The sequence below is a fragment of the Blastomonas sp. CCH1-A6 genome, assembly GCF_001556365.1.
GTDB lineage: Bacteria > Pseudomonadota > Alphaproteobacteria > Sphingomonadales > Sphingomonadaceae > Blastomonas > Blastomonas ursincola.
In genome coordinates this window covers 1-13696 of sequence record NZ_LSIS01000431.1, presented here as the reverse complement: position 1 = coordinate 13696, position 13696 = coordinate 1, and the positions used below count along the sequence as shown (strand labels likewise).

Below are 13696 nucleotides of genomic sequence, written 5' to 3'. Positions count from 1 at the left end.
CGAGGGGGAGGGCTAAGAGTCCCTCCCGTACGCGGGAGGGGAGAGTATCAGCGCGTCAGCTTCTTGTAGCTCATGCGGGTCGGGCGGTCCGCCTCGTCGCCCAGGCGGCGCCGCTTGTCTTCCTCGTAGCTTTCGAAATTGCCTTCGAACCATTCGACATGGCTGTTGCCCTCGAACGCCAGGATGTGCGTGCACAGGCGGTCGAGGAAGAAGCGGTCGTGGCTGATGACCACGGCGCAGCCGGCGAAGCTTTCCAGCGCCTCTTCGAGCGCGCGCAGCGTTTCGACGTCGAGATCGTTGGTCGGCTCGTCGAGCAGCAGCACGTTGCCGCCCTCTTTGAGCATCTTGGCCATGTGGACGCGGTTGCGTTCACCGCCCGAAAGCTGGCCGACCTTCTTCTGCTGGTCCTGGCCCTTGAAGTTGAACGCGCCGACATAGGCACGGGTGGGCACGTCGTGCTTGCCGAGCTTGAAGAAATCGAGCCCGTCCGAGACCTCTTCCCAGACATTCTTGTTGGGGTCGAGATCGTCGCGGCTCTGGTCGACATAGCCGAGCTTGACTGTATCGCCGATCGCGATGGTGCCGCTATCGGGCTGTTCCTTGCCGGTGATGAGCTTGAACAGCGTCGACTTGCCCGCACCGTTCGGCCCGATCACGCCGACGATGCCGCCCGGCGGCAGCGTGAACGACAGGTCCTCGAACAACAGCTTGTCGCCATAGGCCTTGGTCAGGCCGTGCGCCTCGATCACCTTGCCGCCCAGGCGCTCGGGGGTCTGGATGACGATCTGAGCCTTGCCGGGGGCGCGGTTTTCCTGCGCCTCGACCAGCTCGTCGAACGCCTTGATACGCGCCTTGGACTTGGTCTGGCGCGCCTTGGGGCTCTGCCGGATCCACGCCAGCTCGTCCTGGATCGCCTTCTGGCGGCCTTCGTCCTCGCGCGCTTCCTGCTCGAGACGCTTGGCCTTCTTGTCGAGATAGGTCGAGTAATTGCCCTCGTAGACGAAATACTTGCCGCGATCGAGCTCGAGGATCCAGTTCACCACATTGTCGAGGAAATAGCGGTCGTGGGTGACGAGGATGACGTTGCCCGGATAGTCGACCAGATGCTTTTCCAGCCAGGCGACGCTTTCGGCGTCGAGATGGTTGGTCGGTTCGTCGAGCAGCAGGATGCTCGGCTTTTCGAGCAGCAGGCGGCAGAGCGCGACGCGGCGGCGTTCACCGCCCGACAGGTTGGTGACATCGGCATCGCCCGGCGGGCAGCGCAGAGCCTCCATCGCGATCTCGAGCTGGTTGTCGAGCGTCCAGCCATCGACCGCGTCGATCTTTTCCTGCAGCGTGCCCATTTCCTCCATCAGCGCGTCGAAATCGGCGTCCTCGGGCGGATCGGCCATCAGCGCGCTGATCTCGTCGAAGCGCTCGACCAGATCGGCGACGGGACGCACGCCGTCCATCACGTTCTGCTTGACGGTCTTGTTGGGGTCGAGCTCGGGCTCCTGCGCCAGATAGCCGACGGTGATGCCCTCGCCCGGCCAGGCTTCGCCGGTGAAATCCTTGTCGATCCCGGCCATCACCTTCATCAGCGTCGACTTGCCCGATCCGTTGGGGCCGACGATGCCGATCTTGGCATCGGGATAGAATTGCAGGTGGATGCCGTTGAGCACCGGCTTGTTCGCGCCGGGAAAGGTCTTGGTCAGACCCTTCATCACGAAGGAATATTGAGCAGCCATGCGGAAGAACGCCCTTATGCGGATAGGTGGATTTGCCCCGCGCCTTAGCGGTGACGGGGCTTTGCGGCAAGTCGGCATTGGCAAAGCCGGAACGTGTGGTTAAGCCATGCGGCCATGACGAAACGCACCCTGCTGGCCCTCGCCGCCCTCGCCCTTCCCTTCCCCCTTGCTGCCCAGCATGATCCCGCCGCGATCCAGCAAAAGGCGCTTGGCGATGGCACCGCCTATAGCATTGTCGAGGACCTGACGACCGAGATCGGCCCGCGCCTTGCCGGGACGGAGCGCGAGGCGGCGGCGCGCGCCTGGGCGGTCGAGCGATTGAAGGCCATGGGCTTTTCCAACGTGCGCATCGAACCGTTCGACATGAAGACCTGGGTGCGTGGCGAGGAAAGCGCCGAGGTGACCGCGCCCTACCCTGCAAAGATGCACATCACCGCGCTCGGCAATTCGGCCAGCACCGGCGACAAGGGGCTGGAGGCGGAAGTCGTCTATTTCCGCACGCTCGCCGATCTCCAGGCCGCGCCCGCGGGCAGCCTGAAGGGCAAGATCGCGTTCGTCAGCCACAAGATGACGCGGACGCAGAACGGCGCCAGCTATGGCCAGTTCGGCGGCGTGCGGCGCATCGGCCCCTCGCTGGCCTCGGAAAAGGGCGCTGCCGCGATCGTCATCCGTTCGGTCGGCACCGATTATCATCGCAATCCGCATACCGGCGGAACGAATTTCGGCGAGCGCGGCGTGCCCATCCCTTCGGCAGCGATCTCGATCCCCGACGCCGAGAATCTGGAGCGCATCATCGCACGCGCTGCCCGAAAGGGCGAGGCGGTGAAGATGAAGCTAGTGCTCACCCCGCGCCAGATCGGCACCACCCAATCGGGCAATGTCATCGCCGAGGTGCCGGGCAGCGATCCGCAAGCGGGCGTGATCCTGGTCGGCGGGCATCTCGACAGCTGGGATCTCGGCACCGGTGCGATCGATGACGGCGCTGGCGTCGCGATTACTGCGGCGGCGGCCAAGCTGATCATGGACGCAGGAACGCCCAGGCGCACCATCCGCGTCGTCTGGTTCGGCGCTGAAGAGGTCGGGCTGTTCGGCGGCATCGCCTATGCCAAGGCGCATGGCGCGGCGGACCATGTGCTCGCGATGGAATCGGATTTCGGCGCGGACCGCATCTGGCAGGTCGATTTCAGGCTGCCGGAAGGGACCGATGACCTCAAGACCCGCATCGCCAACGCGCTCGCCCCGCTCGGCATCGGGCGCAGCAACGATGTCGCGGGCGGCGGCCCCGATGTCGGCCCGACCGTGGCGCTGGGCGTCAACGCGATCGACCTGCAGCAGGACGGCACCGACTATTTCGACCTGCACCACACGCCCGACGACACGCTCGACAAGATCGACCCGAAGAAATTGCAACAGAATGTCGCAGCCTGGGCGACGGTGCTGAGCATCGTGGCGAACGACCCGGCGGATCTGCTGCCGAAGGGCAAGGCGGGGGACTGATCGCCGACCTCGATCCCAGCCTGTGCCGTCACCCTGAACTTGTTTCAGGGCCTATTTCTCCCCACGCGGCCTCGGCTCTTGGGGCAAGATGGCTCCTGAAACAAGTTCAGGATGACGGTAAGAAAAGCCGGAGGCCAGGCTTCGCCAGCCTGTCATTACATCTTGCGACAAGATGACGCGAAAATGAGCGCAACATTCGCAACCCGTTCAGATAGATGGGCGTATTCCTGAACATGTCCAGAGCGATCCCCCTGCTCAGGCCATGACAGGAGTACAAGACATGAAGACCCTCTCGAAAGCCCTGATCGGCACCCTGATGCTGGCCACCACGCTGCCGGTCGCAACCGCCCCCGCCTTCGCCCAGTCGCGCGGTGAGGTCATCCGTTCCGAACGCGAACTGCGCCAGGAGCAGCGCGAACTGCGCCGCGATCGCCGCGACGTGCAGGATGCCCGCCGCTATGGCGACCGCCGCGATGTTCGCGAAGAGCAGCGCGATCTGCGCGACCAGCGCCGCGACGTGCGCGATGCCCGCCGCGAATATCGCGAAGACCTGCGCGACTATCGCGACTATCGCGCCAGCAACCGCGCGGCGTTTCGCGGCCCCGCCTTCCGGTCGAACTTCCGCTATCAGCAGTTCCGCCCGGGCGTGCGCATCGCGCCGAACTATTACGGCCAGCGCTATGTCGTGAACAACTATCGCAACTATCGCCTGCCGAACCCCGGCGTGCGTCAGACCTGGGTGCGGCACTATAACGACATGCTGCTGGTCAACACCCGGACCGGCACCGTCGTCCGCGTGATCCCGAATTTCTACTGGTAACTGTCCTTTCGCCAGTAGGAAGCAAGTCCGCCCATCGTCCTGGGGACGGTGGGCGGGCCCACTTCTGACGAGCACATATTCGCATCAGGGTTCGCCCGCGCCCCAGATCTGGTCTTGCCTTACCCAGCCCGCGCGCTTGTCCACCGCGAATTCGCACCAGCCCTTTTCGCAATCGCCGAGTTCTCCGACCACGCCCGGCTCGGCGCGCCACAACAGCCTGGCATTGTCGCGCGGGGCAGACCGGATCGCGATGACCGACCCGGTCACGATCGCGGTGCGCTTGCGGCTCAGCATGTTCGAATGCATCCAGCCGGTCCAGCCCGACGGATCGACGATCTGACGCCACGCGCCATAACGCTTGATGACCTTGACCGGCAGATGCTTGCGCCGGAACACCCATTCGATCTGATAGGTCGCCATCGGGCCAGCGCGCGCAAAGGCCTCGTCCTTCTGGACCGACGCCCAATAGGGCACCTCGACCTCTGCCTGCGCGATTGCAGCATCATGACCAGCCGACAGCGACACGGCTGCCAGACCGGCCAGTATCAGTCCTGAAAACCATGGTGCACGCATCAAATATACCCCCGTCGGCCAGACTATAGCATCGCACCCGACGATCCTTCACCCCGAATCGCTTAAGCCAAAAAACCTGTGCCAAGCAAGTGCCGCAGCTTGACCTTTGGGGCGGTTGAGGCATAGCACAGATATGCCATCCAGCCCCGCATCCAGGCCGTCTCAGCCGCCGCACGAACCGGGCAGCCGCCCGCGCGTGATCGTCACGCGAAAGCTCGCCCCCGCCGTCGAAGAGCGCATGGCCGAACTGTTCGATGTCACGCTCAATGCCGACGATCACGCCTTTACCCGCGACGAGCTGGCCGCTGCCATGGCAACCTGCGACGTGCTGGTGCCGACGGTCACCGATGCGCTCGATGCGGAGCTGATTGCGGGCGCAGGCGAAAAACTGAAACTGCTCGCCAATTTCGGCGCGGGCGTGGATCATATCGACCTGAAAGCCGCCCGCGCGCGCGGCATCATCATCACCAACACACCCGGCGTGTTCACCGACGATACTGCCGACATGACCATGGCGCTCATCCTCTCGGTGCCGCGCCGCCTCGCCGAGGGCGAGAAGCTGGTGCGGTCGGGCCAGTGGGAGGGCTGGAGTCCTTCGGGCATGCTCGGCCACCGCATCGGCGGCAAGCAGCTGGGCATTGTCGGCATGGGCCGGATCGGCCAGGCGGTGGCGCATCGCGCGCGCGGCTTCGGGCTCAATGTCGTCTATCACAACCGCCGCCGCCTGCCCGAAAGCCTAGAGCAGATGCTCGGCGCGACGTTCGAGCCCGATCTCGATGCGCTGATCTCTTCGTCCGATATCATCACCCTGCACTGCCCGCGCAGCCCCGAGACCCGCGGCATCATCGACGCACGCCGCATCGGCCTGATGAAGCCGAGCGCCTATCTGATCAACAGCGCGCGTGGCGAGCTGGTCGACGAGGCCGCGCTGATCGACGCGCTCGAGAATGGCAGAATCGCCGGAGCCGGGCTCGATGTCTATCCGCGCGAGCCACAGGTCGACGAACGGCTGCTCGCGCTGAAGAATGTCGTGCTGCTGCCACATGTCGGAAGCGCCACCTTCGAAGGCCGCGAGGTTGCCGGACACAAGGTCATCGCCAATATTCGCTTCTGGTTTGATGGGCATAGGCCCCCCGACCAGGTCCTCGAAGGCTGGATGTAAACCCTCCGTTCGCCGCAGAAATGCGCGCGCGTTAATCGATTATTTGCCAAACTGCGGCATGACGCGGCAGATAGGCTGTCCCGTTTCAGGACAGCACGGTTTGGGAAAGTCGAGAGCATGATCGCAAGGCTGGCGCGCATTTTCACCCTCGCTGCAGCAGCGCTCGCCGCGCCCGCATGGGCCGCACCCGCATTGGTCGATCCCGCGACGCTCGATGTTTCCAATTCGGGCGATACCGCCTTCATGCTGATCTGCGGCGCGCTGCTGATGCTGTTCGCGGTGCCCGGCGTGCTGCTGATGCAGGCTGGGCGCGGCACCGCGCGCGCCGCGCAGGGTGTGTTCCTGCACGGTACCGCGATCGCCGCGCTTGTCTCGCTGCTCTGGGTCGTGGTCGGCTATACCCTGGCCTTTGGCGATCCCAGCGGCGGCGTGATCGGCGGCGGCAATGCCTGGATGCTGATCGCGCTCGGCAATGTCCGCTTCGGCACCGCCGTGCCCGAAAGCGCGTTCGTGCTGTTCCAGATCGCGGGAGCGATGCTCGCCGCGCTGCTCGTCGCAGGTGCCTGGGCCGGGCGCGGCCGCTTCGGCTGGGCTCTGGCGTTCGGCGGGATGTGGAGCCTGATCGTCTATGCACCCGTCGCGCACTGGATCTGGGGCGGCGGCTGGCTCTACGGATTTGGCGTGCTCGATTATGCCGGCGGCATCGCGCTGCATTTCTGCGCAGGCATTTCCGCCCTGGTGGCCGCCCTGGTCATCGGACGGCGCACCGGCTGGCCCGGCGCTGCTGCAGCGACGCACAATCCGGTCATGGTGCTTGCAGGCGGCGCGCTGCTGTTCATCGGCAATTTCGCGCTGACCGGAGGCTGGACGCTGGCGGCGACCGACGATGCCAGCAGCGCGATCATCAACGCGCATGTCGCCGCGTGCACCAGCGCGCTGGTCTGGCTGCTGATCGAGAAGCTGCGCACCCGCACCGTCAGCGCGATGGGCGCGGTCAACGGTCTGCTCGCAGGCCTTGCCGCGATCGCTCCGGCTTCGGGCCTGGTCTCGCCGGGTGCCGCGATCCTGATCGGCGTGATTGCCGCCCCGGCCTGCTATTTCGGCCTGCGCTTCGTCACCGAGACGCTGGCGATCGACGACAGCAACCACGCCTTCGCGCTGCACGGCATCGGCGGGCTGGTCGGCGCATTGCTGGTCGCGATCTTCATCAGCGATGCGTTCGGCGGCGTCGGCTATGGCGAGGGCGGAAGCATGATCAGCCAGCTGGTCGCCCAGCTGGTCGGACTGGCCGGTGTTGCGATGTGGTCGATCCTGGCCACGCTGATCATCAGCTATGGCGTGGCGATGGCCATCCCGATGCGCATCTCGCCTGCCGAAGAGGCAGGCGAAGCGCTCGCCGCACCCGTGGCGTCAGCCGAACCCGCCCCGCCCGCTGCAGAGCAGATCACCGCACCGCAGGGCTGAGCCCCGGCGCGGCGCGGACGCTCATTCCTCGCCCATCCGCAGCGCGGCGATGAACGCTTCCTGCGGGATGCTGACCGAACCATATTCGCGCATCCGCTTCTTGCCCTCTTTCTGCTTTTCCAGCAGCTTCTTCTTGCGGCTGATGTCGCCGCCATAGCATTTGGCGGTAACGTCCTTGCGCATCGCGGCGATCGTCTCGCGCGCGATCACCTTGCCGCCGATCGCGGCCTGGATCGGGATCTTGAACAGGTGGCGCGGGATCAGGTCCTTGAGCCGCTCGCACATGCCGCGCCCGCGCGTCTCGGCGCTGCCGCGGTGCACGATCATGCTCAGCGCATCGACGGGCTCTGCATTGACCATGATCGACATCTTGACGAGATCGCCCTCGCGATAGCCGATCTGGTGATAGTCGAACGACGCATAGCCGCGCGAGATCGACTTCAGCCGGTCGTAGAAATCGAACACCACCTCGTTGAGCGGCAGCTCGTAGGTCACCTGCGCGCGACCGCCGACATAGGTCAGGTTCTTCTGCAGCCCGCGCCGGTCCTGGCAGAGCTTGAGGATGCTGCCGAGATATTCGTCGGGACAATAGATCACCGCCTCGATCCACGGCTCCTGGATCTCGTCGATCTTGGTCGGATCGGGCATGTCGGCCGGATTATGCAGCTCGATCTCGCCATTCCCGTGCGTCAGCTTGATCTTGTACACCACCGACGGCGCGGTGGTGATGAGGTCGAGATCGTACTCGCGGGTCAGCCGCTCCTGGATGATCTCGAGGTGCAGCAGGCCCAGGAACCCGCAGCGGAAGCCGAAGCCCAAAGCCGCGCTCGATTCCATCTCGAAGCTGAACGAGGCGTCGTTGAGACGCAGCTTGGAGATGCTGTCGCGCAGCTTGTCGAAGTCGTTGGCATCGACCGGGAACAGCCCGCAGAACACCACCGGCTGCACTTCCTTGAAGCCGGGCAGCGGCGCGGGCGCGGGGTTCTTGACCGTGGTGATGGTATCGCCGACGCGGGTCTGGCTGATGTCCTTGATCTGCGCGGTGATGAAGCCGATCTCGCCCGCCGCCAGTTCGGGCAGGTTCTCGATCTTGGGCCGCATGCAGCCGACGCGGTCGACCAGATGCTCGGTGCCGCCGGCCATGAACTTGATCTGCTGGCCCTTCTTGATCACGCCGTTGACGACGCGGACCAGGATGACGACGCCGAGATACGGATCGTACCAGCTGTCGACCAGCATCGCCTCGAGCGGCGCATCGCGGTCGCCCTTGGGCGCGGGGATCTTCTGGACGATCTGCTCGAGGATCTCCTCGATGCCGATGCCCGACTTGGCGCTGGCCAGCACCGCTTCGGACGCGTCGAGGCCGATAATGTCCTCGATCTCCTTCTTCACCTTCTCGGGTTCGGCGGCAGGCAGGTCGATCTTGTTGATGACGGGCAGGATTTCGTGGTCGTGCTCGATCGACTGGTAGACGTTCGCCAGCGTCTGCGCTTCCACGCCCTGCGCGGCATCGACGACGAGCAGCGCGCCCTCGCACGCGGCGAGCGAGCGCGAGACCTCATAGGCGAAGTCGACATGGCCCGGCGTATCCATCAGGTTCAGCTCGTAAAGCTGGCCGTCCTTGGCGGTGTAGTTGAGCCGCACCGTCTGCGCCTTGATGGTGATGCCGCGCTCTTTCTCGATATCCATGTTGTCGAGCACCTGGGCCGACATCTCGCGTTCGGAAAGCCCGCCGGTCCATTGGATCAGCCGGTCGGCAAGCGTCGATTTGCCATGGTCGATGTGCGCGATGATGGAGAAATTGCGGATGTGCTTGAGGTCGGTCATGGCGCGCGATTAGCAGGGGTGCGCGCACCTGTCAGCAGGGAATAGAGCGCCCGGAAAATCGACGTGGAACAAGAACCAAATCCGCACTGGCGCGTAGGCCGCGCATGACCAAGACCTGGCTTATCGTGAACGAGGCGAGCGGCAGCTATGACGACGCCGTGATCGCCGACATTGTTACCTGGTTCGCCGAGAGCGACCATCCGGTGGACTGCATCGTCCGCTGCCCCGACGAAGACCTGCCAACGCCTGACAAGCTTGACCGCGAAGGCGTTGCAACGCTGGCCATCTATGCGGGCGACGGCACCACCAACAGCGCGCTGAAACAGACGGCAGGCTGGGACGGCGACGTGTTGATCCTGCCCGGCGGCACGATGAACCTGCTCGCCCGCGCGCTGCACGGCGAGCAGCCCTGCCGATCGATCATCGCCGAGGCGGCGCGCAACCGGCGCACGACGAAGCTGAACACGGTCGAGATCGGCCAGAGCATCGCCTATGTCGGGGTGATCGCCGGGCCGACCACCAGCTGGGCCAGGGTGCGCGAGAATGCCCGCCATACCGAGCTTGCGGATCTCGTGTTCAACGCCATCCCTACGGCGATATCCGAGAGCCTGGGTGGGCCGCAGGTCGGCATCCAAGGCGACGAGCGACGCTTCCCCGCGATCTTTGCGGCGCCGCGCGACAGCAGCATGGCGCTGTGCGGCTTTACCGCCTCTTCCGTCGGTGAAGTGCTCAGCCATGCCAGCGCCTGGCTCGGCGGCGATTTCCGCGAGGGGCCGCGCGAGGACCTGGGCAGCGCGCGCACCGCGACGCTGGTCAGCGAGGCAGAGACGATCGGCCTTCTAATCGATGGCGAGCCCGCCGAAGCCAAACCTGGCGATACCCTCGCCCTCGGTCAGGCCCCGCACAATTTCATCGAAACCCGCGCGCCTGCTGCCCCATGACGCTGTTGTTCCACGCCAGCGACCTGCATTTCGGCGCCGAGGACAGCGCCGCGCTCGCCTGGTTCAAGCAGGTCGTCACCGACCAGCAGCCCGAGATCGTCATCATCACCGGCGATCTGACGATGCGCGCACGCTCGGCCGAATTCGCCGCCGCGCAGGCCTGGCTCGCCGATCTGGGCAGGCCCGTCCTGATCGAGCCGGGCAATCACGACCTGCCCTATTTCAACCCGGTCCGCCGAATCTGGCGGCCCTATGGCCGCGTGATGCGGCTGCAGGAGCAATTGCACGAGGGCGTCACGCTCGATCACGTCCATCTGGTGTCGCTGCGCACCACCGCGAGGGTGCAATGGCGGTTCAACTGGTCCAAGGGCCGGGTCGGCAAGCGCGCGCTGCATCAGGCGCTCCAGGCGCTGGGTGATCCGGGCCACCATGCAAAGCTGCGCATCGTGCTGGCGCACCATCCGCTGATCGAGGCTGAAACGCAGAGCAGCGGACGCACCACCGGCGGTCGCGCCGCACTCGAGGCGATAGCCGCTGCAGGCGCGGATGCGGTGCTGTCCGGCCATGTGCATGACCCGTTCGACCTGAATGTCGAAACGCAGGCAGGTCCGATCCGTCTGATCGGTGCTGGCACATTGTCCGAGCGGGTTCGCGCGACCCGGCCGTCGTTTAACCGACTGACGGTGGCGGATGGCAAGCTCGACGCGCAGGTCTGCGCGATGGACTGACTCTGCGGATTAACACCGCTTAATCTTACGGTTTCTTACAATTCGCGGGCTCGCTGCTACCCTATCCTCGGGACAAGGGGGGATTCGCGCGATGAGAAGGAAACCGTTCAATCCGTTCGAGGCGGCGATCTGGAAGCGGCTGGCGGAAACCATGCTGGTCGAACCCGCCCAGATGGCGATTTCACCGCAGCAGGTGGTCGACAATCTCCAGGGCATATTCGGCAATATCGAGGGCAACACGCCGCGCGATACCGCGCTGTCGGTCATCGCGACCTGGATCGTGCTGGGTGGCCCCTTCTGGCATTTTGCGCCGCGCTCGTTCCGCATCTGGCGGATCGAGCGGCGGCTGAAGAACAGCCGTATCGACCTGTTCCAGGACATGGCCCGCATCCGCGGCATTGTTTATGCGGGCTATTACGGCCACTGGATCGACCAGGACGACGCCAATGTCAGCGACGCGGCTGCCGAGGATGCCAACCGCGCCAACCCGGTGTTCAACGCGATCGGCTTCACCCTGCCCCGCCACCGTACGCGCGCGGGCACACCCGACGATCCCGAAATCGCCGAATATACCGGTAACGACCTGCCCTATACGGTGTTCGTGGGCGAGGATGCGATCCCCGACAGCGTCGAGTTGGTAGTGATCGGATCGGGCGCGGGCGGCGCGGTCGCCGCATCGAACCTCGCCGATCAGGGCTATGAGGTGCTGGTGGTCGAGGCTGGCCCCTATCTCCCCAGCGCGCGGATGACGCCCAACGAGGCGCACATGTCATCATCGCTGTTCAAGGACGGCGCGATCCAGACCACGCGCAACCGCGACATCATCGTCTTTCAGGGGCGCACCGTCGGCGGCTCGACCGTGGTCAATAACGGCATCTGCCTGCGCCTGGCGCGCGAGGGCGAGACGCATCCCGACGCGCATGACGTGCTAGCGCACTGGCGCAGCATCGGTGCGCCGGTCGACGAGGATGCGCTGGAAGCGGCCTATTGCCGGGTCGAGACGCGGCTGGGCGTGCACGAGATCGACCGGCGGCTGGGGCGCAACAACGGCACGCGGCTGCTACACGGCTGGGATGCCTATGCTTCGGGCTCGTCCGACCCGCTCGATGCGCGCGCGGTCACCGGCTGGTTCCGCAAGAACTGGGGGCAGAAGACCGAGCCCAATGCCTGCGTGTCGTGCGGATATTGCAACACCGGCTGCCCCTATGGCCGCAAGAAGGCGATGCCCGAGAGCTTCCTGCGCCATGCCACGCTGCACGCGCCCCGGAAGGCACGCATTCTGGCGCATGCCGCCGTATCGCATATCGGCTGGTCCGGTCTTGAAGATCAGGGGCGAAAGGTCGCCTCATCTGTGCAGGTGCTGCTGCCCGATGGCCGGGCGAAGACGATCCGTGTGACCAAAGGCGTCGTGGTCGCCGCAGGGACGATCGCGTCGAGCAACATCCTCTCGGCGAGCGGCATCGAGGGGACCGGCAAGGGCATCTCGCTCAACATCGCCTGCCCGGTCCCCGCGCTGATGCCGGGTCCGGTCTACGCCTGGGACGAGGACCAGATGGCGACCTTTGTCGACCGCGCCGATTTCCTGATCGAGAGCCATTTTCAGCCGCCCATGAGCATGGCCTCGCTGGTCCCCGGCTGGTTCGACGAGCATTTCCGCCGGATGCTCAATTATAGCCGGCTCGCCTCGGCGGGCGTGCTGTTCCCGGCGGACCGGCGCGGCACGATCAGGAAGGGCAAGCTCGGCTTCGAGCTCGAGCAGAGCGACCTTGCCGTGCTGCGCCGCGCGCTCGCGACGCTGACCAAGGTGCATTTCCGTGGTGGCGCGGAGGAGGTTTATCCGGCGCTGCTGCATGGCGAGACGCTCTCGCGCGGCATGAGCGATGCCGAGATCGACCGGTTCTTCGAGGAGCATATCGAGGAGCCCGACGATGTGGTGCTCTCCTCGAGCCATCCGCATGGCGGCAACGCGATCAACGCCGATCCGCGCAAGGGCGTGGTCGATCTCGACCAGCGGGTCCACGGCGTAGCCAACGTGCTGGTCACCGATGCGAGCGTGATGCCGAGCTGCATCCGCGTCAACGCGCAGCTCACCACGATGGCGATGTCGGACCGGGTCACGCACGGAAAGCGCGTTTTCGGCTGACTGGGTTAGTGCGTCAGAGCCCCTGGCGCTTCTTTGTGGCAAGGCTCGCGGTCGCCTCCCAAGGCGCATCGGGCCAGTGGTGGCGCGGATAGCGGCCGCGCATGTCCTTGGCGACATCGCGCCAGCTGCCCCGCCAGAAGCCGGGCAGATCGCGCGTTGTCTGGATCGGGCGTCCCGCCGGTGAGGTGAGCGACAGGACCAGCGGGATGCGGTTGCGCCCCACGACGGGATGCTCGTCCAGCCCGTACAGCGCCTGCACCCGCAGTTCGACCGTGGGGCCTGCGCTCGCGGCATAATCGATCGCGTGGCGCGTGCCTGCGGGGCTGGTAAATTCGGCGGGCGCGGTCCGCTCGATCGCCTGCATCGCGTCCCATCCGGCGAAGCCCTGCAGCGCATTGTGCAGGTCGCCCGTCCCGATGCTGCCGAGCGCGCGCTTGCCCGTCAGCAGCGGCGCGAGCCAGTCTTCGAGCGTTTCGAGCAGATGCGCCTCGTCCAGCGCCTCGACCCCGGCAAAGGCGGCGCGCTGGCGCAGCGCGAGCGCCTTGTCGCCCCAGTCGAGCAGCGCTAGGCCATGATCGCGCACGCCCTGGAGCAGCGCCGCCAGCACCGCATCGGCATCGGGCGCGGGATCGGGCGCGCTCGCCAGCCGGATCGCGCCCAGCCGCCGCTCGAGCCGCGCCTCGACGCGCCTGCTATCGACCACGAAATCGCACCGGCTGACGCGTTCGATCCGCTGCGCGAGATGCGCCTCGACATCCGCCGGGTCGAGCGCGAAGGCGCTGAGGATGCGCGCATCCGCCGCCTTGCCCTGCAC

The 13696-nt window shown here is 65.6% G+C and carries 11 protein-coding genes; 7 read left to right on the top strand and 4 right to left on the bottom strand.

The annotated features are described in order from the left end of the window. Positions 1 to 47: 47 nt before the first annotated feature. The gene (ettA, locus tag AX735_RS19605; protein WP_060977817.1) at positions 48 to 1727 is read right to left on the bottom strand and encodes an energy-dependent translational throttle protein EttA; all 1680 of its coding nucleotides are present in this window, start codon (positions 1725 to 1727) and stop codon (positions 48 to 50) included. Between the two features lie 114 nt (positions 1728 to 1841). On the opposite strand from ettA, the gene AX735_RS19600 reads away from it, so the two are divergent. Both AX735_RS19600 and AX735_RS19595 read left to right on the top strand, forming a co-directional pair. Next, entirely contained in the window at positions 1842 to 3224 is a 1383-nt protein-coding gene (locus AX735_RS19600; RefSeq protein ID WP_066283838.1) for a M28 family peptidase, read from the top strand. Between the two features lie 280 nt (positions 3225 to 3504). Beyond that, on the top strand, positions 3505 to 4044 hold the full coding sequence (locus AX735_RS19595) for an RcnB family protein (protein WP_066283836.1): 540 nt from the start codon (positions 3505 to 3507) through the stop codon (positions 4042 to 4044). Positions 4045 to 4128: 84 nt separating this feature from the next. Here AX735_RS19595 and AX735_RS19590 read toward each other — a convergent pair whose 3' ends face one another. Beyond that, positions 4129 to 4617 carry an SH3 domain-containing protein gene (locus AX735_RS19590; protein ID WP_066283830.1) on the bottom strand — a complete coding sequence of 163 codons (489 nt, stop codon included), beginning with the start codon at positions 4615 to 4617 and terminating at the stop codon, positions 4129 to 4131. Between the two features lie 133 nt (positions 4618 to 4750). Between AX735_RS19590 and AX735_RS19585 the strand changes: the two genes are divergently transcribed. After that, positions 4751 to 5779 carry a 2-hydroxyacid dehydrogenase gene (locus AX735_RS19585; protein ID WP_066283828.1) on the top strand — a complete coding sequence of 343 codons (1029 nt, stop codon included), beginning with the start codon at positions 4751 to 4753 and terminating at the stop codon, positions 5777 to 5779. Positions 5780 to 5896: 117 nt separating this feature from the next. After that, positions 5897 to 7243, top strand: coding sequence for an ammonium transporter (locus AX735_RS19580; protein WP_066283825.1), 1347 nt, complete (start codon positions 5897 to 5899; stop codon positions 7241 to 7243). Positions 7244 to 7264: 21 nt separating this feature from the next. On the opposite strand, the gene lepA is transcribed toward AX735_RS19580, so the two are convergent. Then, a complete protein-coding gene (gene lepA, locus AX735_RS19575) occupies positions 7265 to 9070 on the bottom strand; it encodes a translation elongation factor 4 (protein ID WP_066283823.1) in 1806 nt (601 codons plus the stop codon). Between the two features lie 104 nt (positions 9071 to 9174). On the opposite strand from lepA, the gene AX735_RS19570 reads away from it, so the two are divergent. From AX735_RS19570 to AX735_RS19560, 3 genes are all read left to right on the top strand, one after another. After that, positions 9175 to 10011, top strand: coding sequence for a diacylglycerol kinase family protein (locus AX735_RS19570; RefSeq protein ID WP_066283817.1), 837 nt, complete (start codon positions 9175 to 9177; stop codon positions 10009 to 10011). Continuing rightward, positions 10008 to 10739 carry a metallophosphoesterase family protein gene (locus AX735_RS19565; RefSeq protein WP_066283814.1) on the top strand — a complete coding sequence of 244 codons (732 nt, stop codon included), beginning with the start codon at positions 10008 to 10010 and terminating at the stop codon, positions 10737 to 10739. The genes AX735_RS19570 and AX735_RS19565 overlap by 4 nt, the downstream gene beginning before the upstream one ends. Positions 10740 to 10830: 91 nt before the next feature. After that, positions 10831 to 12882: a GMC family oxidoreductase N-terminal domain-containing protein gene (locus tag AX735_RS19560; protein ID WP_066283810.1), complete on the top strand. Its 2052-nt coding sequence runs from the start codon at positions 10831 to 10833 to the stop codon at positions 12880 to 12882. Positions 12883 to 12895: 13 nt separating this feature from the next. Here the strand turns inward: AX735_RS19560 and AX735_RS19555 are convergent. Next, the coding region (locus AX735_RS19555; protein ID WP_446471839.1) for an ATP-dependent helicase C-terminal domain-containing protein at positions 12896 to 13696 on the bottom strand (801 nt) is incomplete at its 5' end.